16 protein-coding genes and 2 pseudogenes are annotated in these 16,047 nt (G+C 44.0%); 17 read left to right on the forward strand and 1 reads right to left on the reverse strand.

The genetic code is table 11. The features are described 5' to 3' along the window. Window positions 1–6 precede the first annotated feature (6 nt). From rplO to rplQ, 10 genes and pseudogenes are all read left to right on the forward strand, one after another. Entirely contained in the window at window positions 7–447 is a 441-nt protein-coding gene (rplO, locus tag DBT_RS07380; protein WP_083186707.1) for a 50S ribosomal protein L15, read from the forward strand. An 18-nt stretch (window positions 448–465) separates the two neighbouring features. Continuing rightward, window positions 466–1,773, forward strand: a complete 1,308-nt coding sequence (gene secY / locus DBT_RS07385; RefSeq protein WP_067618519.1) for a preprotein translocase subunit SecY — start codon at window positions 466–468, stop codon at window positions 1,771–1,773. Between the two features lie 12 nt (window positions 1,774–1,785). Next, window positions 1,786–2,562, forward strand: a complete 777-nt coding sequence (map, locus tag DBT_RS07390) for a type I methionyl aminopeptidase (protein ID WP_244155333.1) — start codon at window positions 1,786–1,788, stop codon at window positions 2,560–2,562. 14 nt (window positions 2,563–2,576) lie between these two features. Further along, window positions 2,577–2,795 carry a translation initiation factor IF-1 gene (gene infA, locus DBT_RS07395; RefSeq protein WP_067618523.1) on the forward strand — a complete coding sequence of 73 codons (219 nt, stop codon included), beginning with the start codon at window positions 2,577–2,579 and terminating at the stop codon, window positions 2,793–2,795. Window positions 2,796–2,822: 27 nt separating this feature from the next. Beyond that, window positions 2,823–2,935: pseudogene (gene rpmJ, locus DBT_RS11780) on the forward strand (50S ribosomal protein L36). A 14-nt stretch (window positions 2,936–2,949) separates the two neighbouring features. Next, the gene (rpsM, locus tag DBT_RS07400; RefSeq protein WP_067618526.1) at window positions 2,950–3,324 is read left to right on the forward strand and encodes a 30S ribosomal protein S13; all 375 of its coding nucleotides are present in this window, start codon (window positions 2,950–2,952) and stop codon (window positions 3,322–3,324) included. A gap of 22 nt (window positions 3,325–3,346) precedes the next feature. After that, window positions 3,347–3,736, forward strand: coding sequence for a 30S ribosomal protein S11 (rpsK, locus tag DBT_RS07405; protein WP_067618529.1), 390 nt, complete (start codon window positions 3,347–3,349; stop codon window positions 3,734–3,736). A 24-nt stretch (window positions 3,737–3,760) separates the two neighbouring features. After that, complete coding sequence (rpsD, locus tag DBT_RS07410) at window positions 3,761–4,387, forward strand: 30S ribosomal protein S4 (protein ID WP_067618532.1); 627 nt, start codon at window positions 3,761–3,763, stop codon at window positions 4,385–4,387. A 49-nt stretch (window positions 4,388–4,436) separates the two neighbouring features. Next, window positions 4,437–5,486: a DNA-directed RNA polymerase subunit alpha gene (locus DBT_RS07415; RefSeq protein ID WP_067618768.1), complete on the forward strand. Its 1,050-nt coding sequence runs from the start codon at window positions 4,437–4,439 to the stop codon at window positions 5,484–5,486. 4 nt (window positions 5,487–5,490) lie between these two features. After that, window positions 5,491–5,970, forward strand: a pseudogene (gene rplQ, locus DBT_RS12495) (50S ribosomal protein L17); the annotation flags it as partial. A 466-nt stretch (window positions 5,971–6,436) separates the two neighbouring features. On the opposite strand, the gene DBT_RS07430 reads toward rplQ, so the two are convergent. Then, window positions 6,437–8,251, reverse strand: a complete 1,815-nt coding sequence (locus tag DBT_RS07430; RefSeq protein WP_067618771.1) for a chloride channel protein — start codon at window positions 8,249–8,251, stop codon at window positions 6,437–6,439. A gap of 291 nt (window positions 8,252–8,542) precedes the next feature. On the opposite strand from DBT_RS07430, the gene ilvB reads away from it, so the two are divergent. The 7 genes from ilvB (at window position 8,543) to leuC (ending at window position 16,024) form a co-directional block, all read left to right on the forward strand. Next, on the forward strand, window positions 8,543–10,243 hold the full coding sequence (gene ilvB / locus DBT_RS07435; RefSeq protein ID WP_067618540.1) for a biosynthetic-type acetolactate synthase large subunit: 1,701 nt from the start codon (window positions 8,543–8,545) through the stop codon (window positions 10,241–10,243). A gap of 11 nt (window positions 10,244–10,254) precedes the next feature. Beyond that, a complete protein-coding gene (ilvN, locus tag DBT_RS07440) occupies window positions 10,255–10,740 on the forward strand; it encodes an acetolactate synthase small subunit (RefSeq protein ID WP_067618543.1) in 486 nt (161 codons plus the stop codon). Window positions 10,741–10,753: 13 nt separating this feature from the next. Then, window positions 10,754–11,749, forward strand: a complete 996-nt coding sequence (gene ilvC, locus DBT_RS07445) for a ketol-acid reductoisomerase (protein WP_067618546.1) — start codon at window positions 10,754–10,756, stop codon at window positions 11,747–11,749. A gap of 68 nt (window positions 11,750–11,817) precedes the next feature. Next, window positions 11,818–12,459, forward strand: a complete 642-nt coding sequence (locus DBT_RS07450; RefSeq protein ID WP_067618549.1) for a phosphatidylserine decarboxylase family protein — start codon at window positions 11,818–11,820, stop codon at window positions 12,457–12,459. Then, a complete protein-coding gene (gene pssA, locus DBT_RS07455; RefSeq protein WP_067618552.1) occupies window positions 12,460–13,227 on the forward strand; it encodes a CDP-diacylglycerol--serine O-phosphatidyltransferase in 768 nt (255 codons plus the stop codon). Next, window positions 13,205–14,746, forward strand: coding sequence for a 2-isopropylmalate synthase (locus DBT_RS07460; RefSeq protein WP_067618555.1), 1,542 nt, complete (start codon window positions 13,205–13,207; stop codon window positions 14,744–14,746). The genes pssA and DBT_RS07460 overlap by 23 nt, the downstream gene beginning before the upstream one ends. A gap of 12 nt (window positions 14,747–14,758) precedes the next feature. Then, window positions 14,759–16,024 (forward strand): 3-isopropylmalate dehydratase large subunit, encoded by a 1,266-nt coding sequence (leuC, locus tag DBT_RS07465; protein ID WP_067618558.1) that lies wholly within the window; start codon window positions 14,759–14,761, stop codon window positions 16,022–16,024. Window positions 16,025–16,047 lie beyond the last annotated feature (23 nt).

Genomic DNA, 16,047 nt, shown 5'->3' on the forward strand with positions numbered 1-16,047 from the left:
CAGATGTTGACATTAAGTAATTTGACGCCATTCTCTGGGTCACGAAAAAATAGGAAAAGGGTTGGTAGAGGCCCTGGCTCAGGGCACGGAAAGACTGCCTGTAGAGGGCAGAAGGGGCAGAAATCAAGATCTGGAGCGTCCATCCCCGCTGGGTTCCAGGGCGGTCAGATGCCTCTCTATAGACAATTACCCAAACGTGGATTTAAAAATCCTTTTAAAAAGGAATATGGCGTATTGAATGTAGGCGCCATTGATCAGCTTGAAGTAGACACTATAGATCTACAAGTTGCCCAAAAAATGGGGCTAGTTAAAAAACGCCATAATCTCTTTAAAATCCTCGGTGAAGGTGAAATCAACCGCCCAGTCAAGGTAGTGGCTCACGCAGTTAGCGAATCTGCAAGGAAGAAAATCGAGGCCGCTGGCGGACAGATTGAAATCCTTAGTTAGTTCTCAGGGGTACACAAAGTGATAGGCAATATTGAGGGTCTTGGGTCTGTACCAGAGCTTAGAAAACGAATCCTTTTCACATTAATGATGTTGGCAGTCTTTAGGATTGGGGCCCAAATACCAACCCCTGGTATAGATGCACAGGCCCTAGCTGCCTTTTTCTCCAGGGCTGAGGGGACACTCTTTGGGCTTTTCGACATGTTTTCTGGCGGGGCCTTAAAAAAGTTGTCCATATTCGCCCTGGGTATAATGCCCTATATTTCTGCATCTATTATCCTTCAGCTTTTGACTGTAGCTATACCTCAACTTGAGGCCCTGAAAAAGGAAGGGCAGGCAGGACAAAAAAAACTAAGTCAATACACCAGATATGGCACCGTTGCGCTAAGTGCTCTTCAAGGCCTCGGTATTGCCATAGGACTTGAGAATATGCATGCACCCAATGGCCTACCAATTGTAGCTGTGCCCGGTTGGGGCTTCAGGCTATTGACTGCACTTACTCTTATGTCAGGTACAGTGTTCCTAATGTGGCTGGGGGAACAAATCACTGAACGTGGCGTGGGAAATGGTATATCTCTTATCATCTTTGCAGGTATAGTAGCAAGGATGCCATCTGCTGTAATTGACACCTTTAGGCTTGTCAAAACTGGCGAACTACATCCAGCAGTCTTGTTGCTTCTGGCTATTGTAATGGCTGGAGTTGTAGCCTTCATATGTTTCATGGAGAGGGCACATAGGAGGATTCCAGTACAGTATGCCCGTCGTGTGGTAGGGCGTCGTGTTTATGGCGGGCAAAGTTCGCATTTACCTCTCAAGGTCAACACTGCTGGTGTTATTCCTCCAATTTTTGCCTCATCAATAATTATGTTTCCTGCAACCATAGCCAATTTCATTCAGGTGCCATGGATGCAGAGCGTTGCTCGTGCCCTCATGCCTGGAAGCTTCGTATATGAATTTATTTACGTCATATTCATAATATTTTTCGCCTACTTCTATACTGCTATCATCTATAATCCAATGGATATGGCTGAAAACTTGAAAAAATATGGTGGTTACATCCCCGGAATTCGCCCTGGTAGGCGAACTGCTGAATACATCGACAGGGTTCTAAGCAGGATTACACTGATCGGTGCTATCTATGTGGCTATCATCTGTGTTCTGCCGAGCGTACTAATCACACAGTTTAACGTACCCTTCTATTTCGGTGGAACAGCGTTACTCATCGTAGTTGGCGTAGGTATGGATACTATGGGACAGATTGAATCACACCTACTTGCCAAGAATTATGAAGGGTTAATGCAAGGAGTTCGCCTCAGAGGGCGCAGATAAAAGAGTCGATTGGTGCGATTTAAGAGAAAAACTTCGAAGGGCATAACATTAAAAGCCCCCTGGGAAATTGATAGGCTGCGGTCGGCAAATAAGATCGTAGCTGAAGTACTTCATGTATTGAAAAATGAGGCAAAACCTGGTATCACCACCGAGGAATTAGATGCCATAGCGCACAATAGGATTTTAAAATCGGGTGGCAAACCAGCTTTTTTAGGATACAGGGGCTACCCAGCGACTACATGCATATCTATTAACAATGAAGTAGTACATGGAATACCCTCATCCAAGAGGGTTCTAAATGATGGAGATTTGGTCAGTATTGACATAGGAGTTATTTATAAAGATTATTATGGTGATGCTGCCATTAGTTTTATTATAGGTGAAGGTAGTGAGCGTGCTCGTAATATCATAAAGGTTACTGAGGAGTCGTTGTATAGAGGAATTGAAAAGGCCACGGCTAGAAACAGATTACATGATATTTCCTCTGCAATACAGGAATATGTAGAAGCAAATGGGTATAATGTGGTAAGGAAGTTTGTTGGGCATGGGATAGGAAGACGGCTCCATGAACCACCAGAGGTCCCCAATTATGGGAGGCCAAAACAGGGGCCCATGTTAAAAGTGGGTATGGTATTGGCTATTGAACCTATGGTGAATGAGGGTACTGGCGACGTAATTGTGTTAGATGATGGATGGACAGCTGTCACAGCTGATGGTAAATTGTCAGCTCATTTTGAGCATAGCGTCGCCATCTTGAATAACGGACCAGAAATTTTATCTAGGATTTGATTTAGGGTGAGCTTATGGCAAAGTCAGATGCAATACAAGTGGAAGGTACTGTGTTAGAAACTCTTCCAAACGCTATGTTCCGAGTGGAATTAGAAAATGGCCATAAGGTATTGGCCCACATATCTGGAAAGATGCGCATGCATTACATTAGGATTCTACCAGGAGACAAGGTTACAGTTGAACTGTCTCCATATGATTTAACTAGAGGTAGGATAGTATATAGGTCAAAATAAATTCATATTCATAGCGGGGAAATAGAGATGAAGGTTCGACCATCAGTAAAAAAAGGTGTAAAGATTGTAAGATTATTAGGCGCAAAGGTATAGTCAGAGTCATTTGCAAAAACCCAAGGCACAAGCAGCGCCAGGGATAAAAGGAGGTTTTTTTGTGGCAAGGATAGCAGGAGTAGATCTTCCAAAGAATAAGCGTATGGAAATTGCGCTTACTTATATTTATGGAATCGGTAGAACAACTGCCCAAAAAATTTTAGATAAGGCAGGTATCGATTGGAACAAGAAGACTGACGAACTTACAGATGATGATATTAACAAATTGAGAAAAATTATCGACGCCGAATATAAGGTCGAAGGTGACCTTAGGCGTGAAGTATCTATGAACATTAAGAGGTTGATGGACCTCGGATGCTATAGGGGACTGCGGCATAGGAAAGGCCTCCCAGTAAGGGGACAGAGGACCTGTACCAATGCAAGAACTAGAAAGGGTCCACGCCGTGCAGCCATTAAGAAGAAGAGACGTACATAGATCATAGGGAGGAATGACATAAATGGCATCACCCAGAAGACGAAGGGGAAAAAAGGAAAAGAAAAACGTACCAGAAGGTATAGCGCATATTCAGGCTACCTTCAACAACACTATAGTCACCATTACGGACAAACAAGGAAATGCCATTTCTTGGGCAAGTGCGGGTACACAGGGGTTCAAGGGATCTAGAAAAGGAACTCCTTTTGCCGCTCAGGTCGCAGCTGAAAATGCAGCAAAGAAGGCAGCAGAGCACGGGATGAGGACAGTTGAGGTTCATGTAAAAGGGCCTGGCTCAGGAAGAGAGGCCGCGCTTCGAGCACTGCAGATGGCTGGGCTCCAGATCAAAGTTATCAAAGATGTAACTCCTCTACCCCATAATGGGTGTAGACCTCCCAAGAGGCGCAGAGTTTAACAAGAAATTTTTGGAGGATGAAAATTGGCTCGATACACTGGACCAAGATGTAGATATTGTAGGCGTGAAGGCAGCAAGCTTTTTTTGAAGGGTGATCGTTGTTACACGGATAAATGTGCCTTCGAACGAAGGGGTTATGCTCCAGGGCAACACGGAAAAGCTAGGCTTAAACAGTCAGACTATGGAATTCGTCTAAGGGAAAAACAGAGAGTACGCCGTATTTACGGTGTCCAGGAGGGGCAATTTGCCCGCTATTTTAATATGGCTGATAGGCAAAAGGGAGTTACGGGTACCAACTTGCTTGTGCTCCTAGAGAGAAGGCTTGACAACGTAGTTTATCGAATGGGGTTTGCTGAATCTAGAAATCAAGCCAGGCAATTAGTCAAACACGGACACTTTCTGGTTAATGGTAAAAAAGTCGATATTCCCTCATTTCTTGTGAAGGTTGGGGACGAGATAGCAGTAAAAGAGAAGAGTAAAGACATCTTGCCCATTAAGCAGTCTATAGAAACGATAGCCCGCCGCGGCGTTCCTGACTGGCTAGAAGTTGATGCTGATGCCCTCCGTGGAAAGGTAAAGGCAATGCCAGAAAGGCATCATATCACAATGCCCATCCAGGAGCAGCTCATAGTTGAGTTCTACTCCAAATAATTAAGGATGGTCTTTTTGAAAGGAGGCGGGATCTAAGGTGCAAGAAGACATGAATAAAAATAAAGATGAAAATATTCCATTTTATAGGAATTGGCGTGAGTTAATCACGCCTAAGTCTATACATGTGGACCCTGAAACCCATTCCAATACATATGGGAAGTTTACGTGTGAGCCACTAGAACGAGGGTTCGGTGTCACAATTGGAAATGCAATAAGGAGGGTCCTGCTTTCTTCACTTCAGGGAGCTGCAATTACGTCTATTAGAATAGAGGGCGTTCATCATGAACTGTCCAGCATTCCTGGAGTAATAGAAGACGTTACAGATTTGATCTTAAATCTGAAAGGCGTGAAACTGAAACTTTTCCAAGATGATACCAGACTATTGGTCTTGGAAAAGAAGGGCGGTGGCGAGATAAAGGCAGGGGATTTTGTTGCACCAAACGGCGGCGTGGAAGTATTGAATCCTGACCATTATCTGGCCACTCTCTCCAAGGATGGGGAAATTAGACTTGAAGCCACTGTAAAGTGGGGCAAGGGGTATGTGCCTTCAGAAAAGAATAAGGATCCAAATGCCCCGGTAGGCACTATCCCTATAGACGCACTATTCTCCCCGATTGAGAAGGTTAATTTCACAGTCTCTCAGGCAAGAGTTGGACAACAGACAGACTATGACAAGTTGACCCTTGAGATTTGGACAGATGGCAGTGTACTTCCTGAGGATGCTCTAGCCTATGCAGCAAAGATCATCAAGGAACAGGTAAATGTCTTTATCAATTTTGATGAGACAGAGGAACCAGAGGAAGAGAAGGAGTCAGATGGCATTGAGGCTATTAGAAAATGGCTAGACAGGCGAATTGATGAATTGGAGTTTTCTGTCAGGAGTGCCAACTGTCTTAAGAATGCAAATATTCATTATATTGGTGAGCTTGTACAAAAAACTGAGCAAGAGATGTTGAAAACAAAGAATTTTGGTAGGAAGTCCCTGAAGGAAATCAAAGACATTCTTTCTGGAATGGGACTTGATCTAGGCATGAAGCTCGAAGGATGGGAGCCACCAGAAGACAATTATGATCCAATAGATGTAGACAAGGGGAAGTAATACCATGAGGCACAGGAGACGTACACGTAAACTGGGAATGAAAACTGCTCACAGGGAGGCCATGTTTAGAAACATGGTTACCTCTCTTTTTAAACACGGAAGGATTACTACCACAGTGCAGAGAGCCAAGGAATTAAGGCGAATTGCCGATAGGCTCGTTACTCTGGCTAAAAGGGGCGATCTACATGCAAGAAGGCAGGCCCTTTCTGTCATCAGAGAAAAAATGGTAGTGGCAAAATTGTTCAATGAGATAGCTGATAAATTTAGTGAACGGCAAGGGGGATACACCAGGATTATAAAGATTGGGCCAAGGCGCGGTGATGCTGCTATGATGGCTTTAGTGGAACTTGCTTTTGACAGCCTTAGGCCCAAATCCAGGCCAACTGTAGATCGTACTGCTAAGAACACAGAAGATGTTATACCTGTGGCTTCGCCTAAAAAAGAAAGTGAATCAGAGGCAGATAATGCTTCTACGCCTGAAGAATCGGGAGCAGTTGACAATAGCTCAGGTGACCAGGAAGTGGCAGAAGATCAGCAGGGTGTCGATCAAACGACTTCGGAACTTAAGGCTGATGAACAAGAAGAAATTAGTCCTCAATCAGAATCAAAAGAGGACTTGACAAATTCCAAAGAAGAGAGTAAATAAAAAATAATATACAATTAAATATTGAAAAGGCCATGACTGCCTCCAGGTTGAAAGACCTGGAGGCTTTTTTTTTGAAAAAAAGGAATCGGAGGGGGGGTCGTCTTAAGCCCAGGCACTTTGCCTGGGTTTTTTTTCTTTCTAAAAGGAAGAAGGAAGAAGGGAGAAGCCGGGAATCTGGAACCTCAGAGCCTCCGGTATTCGCAATGCTTGCTTCTACCTTCTTCCTTCTGCCTTTATCACCTTCTACCTTATGAAAAAGACCCGGAAGTAGCTATTTTTCACGGGAAAACTCGGTGAGTGACTATTAAAAAGGAATGTAGCGTTCTTGTTTTTCCTGGGATTCACGTTGAATTTTTTCAATTCGCCGATTGTAAAAGTCAATGACTTCCCTTCTAGAAATCATTCCTAGGAATTCACCTGGATCATCGTCGCTGACCACTGGAATTTGATCAATATTTCGAATAGTGAATTTTTTTAGCAGGGTATTCACGTCTTCAGAGGGAGTTGTTTTGATAACGTCTTTTCTTGCAACATCTCTCATTATCACTATATGACTAAGGTCTTCTGCAAATATGCAATGTCGGATGTCATTAATTGAAAAAATTCCAGAAAGCTTTCCATTTTTATCTACTACTGGGAAGTAATGTTGTTCTGTTTTGGAAAAAAACTTGCAGAACTGAGAGAAGTTCATGTCTTCAGGGATAACTGCATAGACCTTCCTGGGATTAAAAATATCCTTTACTTTTATGTCCTCCAAGATGTTGGTGAAGAATTCGCCTCTGTGGGCAGGAGAAGCGACTTTATTAGGTTCTTGGGCCCTGTAAAGATTCCAACGTTTGCACAGGAAGAAACATAGGCTGCACACTAGCATGCTTGGTAACAGTAAATGATAAGAACTGGTAATTTCACTCACTACTATGATTGCAGTAATGGGTACGTTAGAACTTCCCGCCAAAAAACCTGCCATACCTACTATTACAAAAGGTGCCGATTCTGTTACAATTCCTGGCAGTATATTGTGGAACGCCATACCAACAGCGCCTCCAACGCATCCTCCGATGACAACGCTTGGCCCAAACACGCCACCACTTCCCCCAGAGCCAATAGAGAATGAAGTGGCAAGAATTTTGGCCAATGCAACAACTAACAGGAGATAAATTGAAACGTGGTGGTTCAATGCTTCCTGAACGAATCCATAGCTAAACCCAATTACTTGCGGAATAAATAATCCTAATATCCCAGTGAGTAGAGCTCCGATAGCCGGTTTGATCCACAACGGAATATTGAGTTTTTGAAAGAAATCGTGGAAGCCCCAGAAGCATTTTACAAAAAGTATTACAAAGGGAACCAAGGCAAAGGCCAGAACCGTATATGGTCCTAGTTCTAAGGCGTTTCTAAATGGGAAATCCTCTGCGTGAAAAAGGCTGCCCCATCCAAATACTGTGCAAAATAGACTATATCCTACGACTGAGGCTATAGCTGTTGGAATTATGACGTCGGCTTCAAATTCGGATTCTTTGTAAAGAATTTCCGAGGCAAAAAGTGCCCCAGTCAAAGGTGCTCGAAATATACTACCAATACCTGCTCCTAGACCTGCAGCCATTAGAATTCTCATTTCGCGATTGCTTAGCTTAAGTTTTTGGGCCAGTGTAGAGCCAATCCCGGCACCTATTTGACAAATTGGTCCTTCACTACCTCCAGAACCTCCTGTACCGAGTGTGAAGAAAGATGCAACAGTCTTCACTAAAGGTACCTTGATGTTAATTTTTCCATTATTCCGGTGATATGCAACGATGGCAGCATCAGTACCGTGCCCACCTGCCTCTGGACAGAATTTGGCAACTAGAAGACCGCTAATCAGGCCTCCAACAGTTGGAATAATTAATAGGAGTAATGGTGAAAAAGGTCGAGGAGGAAAATGGAAAATTGGATGCTCTCCCTGAGGATGAGGCAAGTCAAGTCCTATTAGGTGTTCTAGAAAAAATGAATGTCCGAAATTCAATAAGGCATAGAGGACAATGGCCCCGAGTCCGGCTAAAAGGCCAGTCACTATGCATAAAAAAAACCATTTTCCTGCCTTCTTGGCGGGATCCTTTATAGTAATCTCATTAAGTTTCATCTCTTGGACCAATAACCTAAACCCAAATTAACAGTAAATCAATCTCATTGGATTAGAGTGATTTTTTAGTATGTAAGCACTAACACAATTCTTGAATGATGACATTGAGAATTGGTTTACTCCATAGCGTTCAAAAGGGCAATATGTAGGTGTTAGGCCGTTGGGTTTGTGAGGTAGCGAACTAATTGTCAGTTTTTTGTTTTCGATATTAGGTTCGAATATCCGGTCCTTGACATTCTTCTTTGAGGGAAATAAATATTATTTTCATTTTTTTCAAATAGGAGTGACCCAATGGCAAAGATGACCGGAAAAGAAATGGTCGTAGAGGCCCTTAAACGGGAAGGAGTTGAAGTTATTTTCGGATTTCCTGGAGGGGCAATAATTGACGTTTATGATACCCTCCACAAAGATGGTACCATCAAACACGTCTTGGTCCGTCATGAACAGGGGGCTACCCATGCGGCAGACGGATATGCTCGTGCCTCAGGGAAGGTTGGCGTATGTCTTGTGACTTCGGGCCCAGGTGCCACAAATACCGTCACAGGCATTGCAACAGCTTATATGGATTCTGTCCCCATGGTAGTGTTTACAGGGCAGGTACCAACAGGACTGATAGGTAATGATGCCTTTCAAGAAGTTGATATTGTCGGGATTACCAGGCCCTGTACAAAGCATAATTATCTTGTAAAAGATGTCCGCGATCTCCCTCGCATCCTAAAAGAGGCTTTTTATATTGCAAGGTCTGGTCGTCCTGGCCCTGTACTTATCGATCTACCAAAGGATGTGCAGAACCAGGTTGGAGAATTCGATTATCCTGAGAAGATCAAGCTCAGGTCTTATCATCCAGTAATTAAGCCCCACACAAAACAGATAGAAAGGGCCTATAAGCTAATAGAACAGTCAAAGAGGCCCATCCTTTACGTTGGCGGTGGAGTGGTAATCTCTGAGGCCCATAATGAGCTGAGAGAACTTGCAGAGCTCATCAACGCCCCTGTTGCCATGACGCTTATGGGACTCGGTGGATTCCCTGGTACGCATCCCCAGAGTTTAGGAATGCTTGGGATGCATGGTACCTACGCAGCCAATATGACGATGGCCAATACAGATCTCATTATTGCTGTGGGAGCAAGGTTTGACGATAGGGTGACGGGTAAAATCGATGCCTTTGCTCCAATGGCAAAAATCATACACATTGATATAGATCCCACATCTATTCAAAAGAATGTCAAGGTGGACATTCCAATAGTTGGAGATTGTAAGATAGCATTACAAAAGCTCGTGGAAGTGGTTAAGAAGGAAGGAAGGCCAAAAGAAGTGTGGAAGGAGCGCCTTGAGCCTTGGTGGGATCAGATCAAGGCATGGCAAGAGCGCCATCCACTATCTTATAAAAAAGATGACAGCGTTATAAAGCCTCAATTTGTAATAGAGAAGCTCTACGAGCTCACTAATGGAAAGGCAATAATCACTACTGAAGTAGGGCAGAATCAGATGTGGACTGCCCAATTCTACAAATTTGATAAACCCAGGACCCTTTTGACCTCAGGTGGTCTTGGTACCATGGGTTATGGATTTCCTGCTGCTATAGGTGCTCAGATGGCCTTCCCAGACAAGCTAGTGGTAGATGTTGCTGGCGATGGAAGTATACAGATGAATATTCAGGAGATGGCCACTGCCATGGAGCAGAAGTTGCCTGTGAAGATTGTTATTCTAAATAACCAATTTTTGGGGATGGTACGTCAATGGCAGGAACTCTTCTATGAAAGGCGATACGCTGCTACAGAATTCGAGGTGGTTCCAGATTTTGTCAAGCTCGCTGAGGCCTACGGTGCCAAAGGGTTTAGGGCCACTCGTCCAGATGAGGTAGAGGATACCTTACGGAAAGGCCTTGAGACCGAAGGGCTAGTCATTATGGAGTTTGCAATTGCCAGGGAAGAAGGGGTTTTCCCAATGGTTCCTGCGGGCAAGGCCACAACAGAGATGCTTTTGGTGTAAGGAGAACTGCAATGAGACACACATTATCCGTCTTAGTGGAAAATAATCCTGGAGCCCTCTCCAGGATCGCAGGGCTTTTTAGTGGAAGGGGCTTCAATATTGAGTCCTTGTGCGTGGCTCCCACACTTGACCCCAGTCTTTCTCATTTGACCCTTGTGACTACAGGGGATGATTTTATTATTGAACAGATTATTAAGCAGCTCAATCGACTCATTGATGTCTACAAAGTTGTAGATGTGAGTGAGGGCGAATTTGTTGAGCGTGAGATGGCCCTTATAAAGGTCAAGGCAGAAGATGAGACGAGGGCAGAGGTCTTGAGGATGTGCGATATCTTCAGGTGCAAAGTAGTGGATGTAAGTCCCAAGACCTATACAATAGAGGTAACTGGTCCTGAGTCAAAGCTTAAGGCCGTAATAGAACTCCTAAAACCAATTGGTATAAAAGAAATCGCACGTACTGGCACCATTGCCATGGTTCGTGAAAAGAAGACTGCTTAGAGAGGAGAGATTAATGAAAATTTATTATGAGAAGGATGCTCCAATAGACGCAATAAAGGATGAGACTATAGCTATAATTGGTTATGGCAGTCAGGGCCATGCCCATGCACAGAACCTCAGAGACAGTGGATTAAAGGTAATTGTTGGTCAAAGGCCTGGTTCTCCCAATTATGACCTGGCAGTAAAACATGGTTTTGAGCCTGTGAGTGCAGAGGAGGCTGCTAAGGCAGCAGATATTATTATGGTGCTCGTACCGGATCACGTACAGGCATCTGTCTACGAGAACGCGATAGCCCCACATCTTACTAAGGGCAAGATGTTGATGTTCTCTCATGGTTTCAATATCCACTTTGGTCAAATTCAGCCTCCTGAAGACGTCGATGTGACCATGGTTGCACCAAAAGGCCCAGGACACCTAGTTAGGTATGAATATGAACGCGGGGCAGGAGTTCCCAGCCTTGTGGCAATAGAGAGAGATGCCACAGGTCGAGCCCTTAGCCGTGCACTCGGCTATGCTACTGGGATCGGAGCGTCTAGGGCAGGAGTTATTGAGACTACATTTAAAGAAGAAACCGAGACAGACCTCTTTGGAGAACAGTGTGTTCTCTGCGGTGGGGTAAGTGAGCTCATCAAAGCAGGGTTTGAGACCCTTGTTGAGGCAGGATATCAACCTGAGATAGCATATTTTGAATGTTGTCATGAGTTGAAGCTCATAGTGGATCTCATATATGAAGGCGGACTCGCCCGTATGCGTTATTCCATCAGTGATACTGCAGAATATGGCGACTACACTAGAGGCAAGCGCATAATTACAGAAGAGACCAAAAAGGAAATGAAAAAGATACTCTCCGAGATCCAGACTGGAGAGTTTGCAAAGGAATGGATGATGGAAAATAAGGTGAATAGGCCTGTCTTTAATGCCCTTAGGCGAATTAATAAAGAGCATAAGATTGAAGAGGTAGGTGAGAAGCTGAGAAGCATGATGAGTTGGCTAAAAAAGAAGGATTAAGCCGTGGGGATGAAGCTGACTAGCGTGTGGATTGAATAGCTGGGAGTGCGTAGTCGGAGATAGAGTAATTGAAAGATATACGAATTCCAGTTGCTAAAGAAGGGGTCCCGTTTATCGGGACCCTTGTATTTTGGGCCTTAATATTTGCGATCCTCGGATTAAAATGGGAAGCAGCCTTAACGGGAGTACTCGCATGTTTTACGCTCTATTTTTTTAGGGATCCCGAAAGGGTATCTCCAACAGGCAGAGATGTCGTTTGTTCACCAGCTGACGGAAGGGTTATCAGGATTGAAGAGGTGACAAGTGGTCCCAATGTTGATGGACCAGTGATGCAGATTAGCATCTTTATGAACATCTTCAATTGCCACGTAAACAGGAGCCCAATAGGAGGAAAGGTACGGGAAATCTCTTACAGAAAGGGAAGTTTCTGGCCAGCAGATCACAAGAAGGCATTTACAAAGAATGAACATAATTGTTTAGTTATAGAGGATGAATGTGGTAGACTTTTAGAGGTGGTTCAGGTGGCTGGACTTATCGCTAGGAGGATCGTCTGCTGGGCAGAACCAGGTGATCAGTTGCGTTTAGGGGATCGAATTGGTCTGATCAGGTTCGGCTCAAGGGTAGATGTATACCTTCCAAAAGATGCAAATATTTCGGTAAAAGTTGGGCAAAAGGTTTTTGCTGGTGAAACTATAATAGCGAGGTGGTAAATGGGTGTTTTAAAAGAACACAGACAAAAGGGGTTGACTCTTCTTCCCAATTTCTTGACTACTTTAAGTCTATTCTGTGGATTCTATGGAATGGTTTCAGCCATAAAGGGGGATTTTATCATCTCTGCCTGGGCAATAATAGGAGCTGCATGTTTTGACGGGCTTGATGGTCGTGTTGCCAGGCTCACACGTACTACAAGTAAGTTTGGAGTGGAATACGATTCCCTTTCTGATCTCGTTGCCTTTGGTGTTGCACCAGGCATCCTTGCATATCTGTGGGGCCTACAGGGATTTGGAAGGCTTGGATGGTTAGCAGCCTTTTTGTATGTGGCTACCACTGCATTGAGACTTGCAAGATTCAATGCAATTAGCCATTCTGGGACAGGCCAATCTCGTTATTTTTTGGGTCTTCCTTGCCCCTCTGCTGCAGGTATAGTGTCGACTGCAGTACTATTTAGTCACCATTTGGGAATAGAGGGACAGTTTAGTCATGTCACATTCCTTACACTGGTCTATATTTTGTCGTTCCTTATGATAAGTAATGTTAGATATTATAGTTTTAAGGATGTAAAGTGGTTTGAGGCTCATCCATTTTCGAGCATTGTCACACTTATTCTGTTTCTTATGGTAGTCGCTACAGAGCCCAGGGTGACCCTCTTTATTTTGGGTATCCTTTATGGTATTTCTGGGCCCATGGCTATTATTTATAGAAGCATTTTTGCAACTAAGGCCAAGGTGAAGGAAGATGAAGAACATTATAATATTTGATACAACCCTTAGAGATGGTGAGCAATCTCCTGGAGTATCTCTCAACATGGAGGAGAAACTCCGGATTGGAAGGGCACTTGAAAAACTTGGGGTCGATGTCATTGAAGCTGGATTCCCCGTGGCATCTCCTGGGGACTTTGAAGGGGTGAAGCGTCTTAGTCAGGAACTCAGGGGACTTCAAGTAGCGGCTCTTGCAAGGGCAAATAAAAAGGATATTGATACTGCATGGGAGGCTATTAAAGACGGTGCCAATCCTAGGATCCACACATTCATTGCAACTAGCGACATTCACCTTAGGGCAAAATTAAGGAAATCTAGGGAAGAGGTGCTGGAGATAGCACGGGATGCCGTAAAATATGCAAGTAAGTATACCTCAAATATAGAATTTAGTGCTGAAGATGCCTCTCGAAGCGATTTAGACTATCTATGTAAGGTCTTTGAAGCCGTAATTGATGCAGGTGCAACCACTATAAACTTTCCAGATACGGTAGGATATGCTATCCCCTGGGACTTCGCGAGGATGATCAAGTATGTTGTTGAAAATACGCCAAATATCCATAAGGCAGTTTTGAGCGTGCATTGTCATAATGATCTTGGACTTGCCACTGCCAACGTACTCTCTGCCATAGCCAATGGAGCTAGACAGGTAGAATGTACAGTTAATGGAATAGGAGAGAGGGCTGGCAATACTGCAATGGAAGAGGTGGTGATGGCAATTAGGACCAGGCACGATCTCCTTCCATATTATACCAATATCAATACCAAACACATAACAGCTACAAGCCGTCTTGTTAGCCAGCTCACTGGCATGCCAGTTCAGCCCAATAAGGCCATAGTTGGGGCAAATGCCTTTGCCCATGAATCTGGAATACATCAGGACGGAGTACTTAAGGACAGACAGACTTATGAAATTATGAATCCAGAGGACGTGGGTCTTGAGAGCGGAGAGCTCGTACTTGGAAAACACTCTGGAAGACATGCCATCAAGGCGAAACTGGAAGAGCTTGGATATGAACTAAAGAGTGAGGAAATCGACAAGGTTTTTGAAAAGTTCAAGGCACAATGCGACAAGAAAAAAGAGGTCTTTCCAGAAGATCTAGCGGCTATTGTGGCTGAGGAGATATGGAGAATTCCAGACAAATTTTCCCTTTCATATCTGCACGTAGCAGGAGGGAGTGGAATTAGGCCTACAGCCACAGTTGCAATAAAGATAGATGGCGTAGAATATGCTACAGCTGAGATGGGTACAGGACCAATTGATGCAGCTTTTAGGGCGGTTTCATCACTTACCAAGACTAAGAGCAGACTTTTGAGGTTCCAGGTAAGTTCCATAACAGGTGGGACAGATGCCCTTGGAGAAGTAAGTATTCGTCTAGAAGAAGACGGCTATATTGTAACTGGCCAAGGAGCAGATCCTGATATAATAACTGCAAGTGTTAAGGCATACTTGAATGCACTGAATCGTGTGGAGAGGATGAAGGCAAATCCCAATTCAGGGCAAAAAAGGGCAGTGATTTGAAAGGAGAAACTTATGCCAAGAAAAATGACTATAGCCGAAAAGATTCTTGCTGCACATTCGCATCAAAGTGAAGTCAGACCTGGTGAATTGATTCAAGTTGATGTTGATGTGGCCCTTGGAAACGACATTACAGCTCCGATTGCCATAAAAATCATAGAAGATTCTGGTATAGACAAGGTCTTTGATGCGGAAAAGATAGCACTTGTTGCAGATCACTTCACGCCAAATAAGGATATAAAGAGTGCTGAACAGGTTCGGATGGTAAGAGAATTTTCTAAACGTTTTGGGATCACTCATTTCTATGAAGGCGGAGAAGTAGGTGTTGAACACTGTCTCTTGCCTGAAAAGGGTATAGTACTACCTGGTGATGTTGTAATAGGAGCTGATAGCCATACCTGTACATACGGCGCTCTCGGGGCATTTGCTACAGGAGTGGGAAGTACTGATCTTGCTGCCACTATGATCACTGGAAAGACGTGGTTCAAGGTCCCTGAATCTATAAAATTTATCTATAAAGGTGAGCTTAGACCCTGGGTAACAGGTAAGGATCTAATTTTGTATACCATTGGTGATATAGGAGTTGATGGTGCGCTTTATATGGCAATGGAGTTTACAGGGCCAGTAATTGAGGCACTGGGCATGGCCGATCGCTTTACCATGTCTAATATGGCCATAGAGGCTGGAGGAAAGGCAGGCCTTGTAAATCCAGATGAAACTACCCTTGCCTACGTAAAGGATAGGGCAAGGCGTGAATATAAAGTTTATACCAGTGATGAAGGGGCTGAATATACGAAAGTTATAGAATACGATTGTTCAAAGATAGAACCTCAGGTTGCATTTCCCCATCTTCCTGAAAACACCAAAGGGATTTCAGAAGTAGGCTCTGTCCCAATTGACCAGGTAGTTATTGGGAGTTGTACAAATGGAAGGATAGAAGATTTGAGAATTGCCGCCAAGGTCATTAAAGGAAGAAAAGTGGCAAAAGGTATTCGGTTGATTGTGCTTCCTGCTACCCCAGAAATCTATAGCATGGCCCTTGAAGAGGGTCTAATAAAGATATTCCTGGAAGCTGGGGCTATTATAGGGCCTCCAACTTGCGGTCCCTGTCTTGGGGGACACATGGGAATACTTGCCAAAGGTGAAAGGGCACTTGCCACTACCAACCGAAATTTTGTTGGAAGAATGGGGCACCCTGAAAGTGAAGTATATTTGGCAAATCCCGCCATAGCAGCAGCAAGTGCTGTACTTGGCAGGATTGGAAGTCCGGATGAGCTATAGATAAAGTTTTGAGCCTTGAGTGA

This window comes from Dissulfuribacter thermophilus (assembly GCF_001687335.1).
Classification (GTDB): Bacteria; Desulfobacterota; Dissulfuribacteria; order Dissulfuribacterales; family Dissulfuribacteraceae; genus Dissulfuribacter; species Dissulfuribacter thermophilus.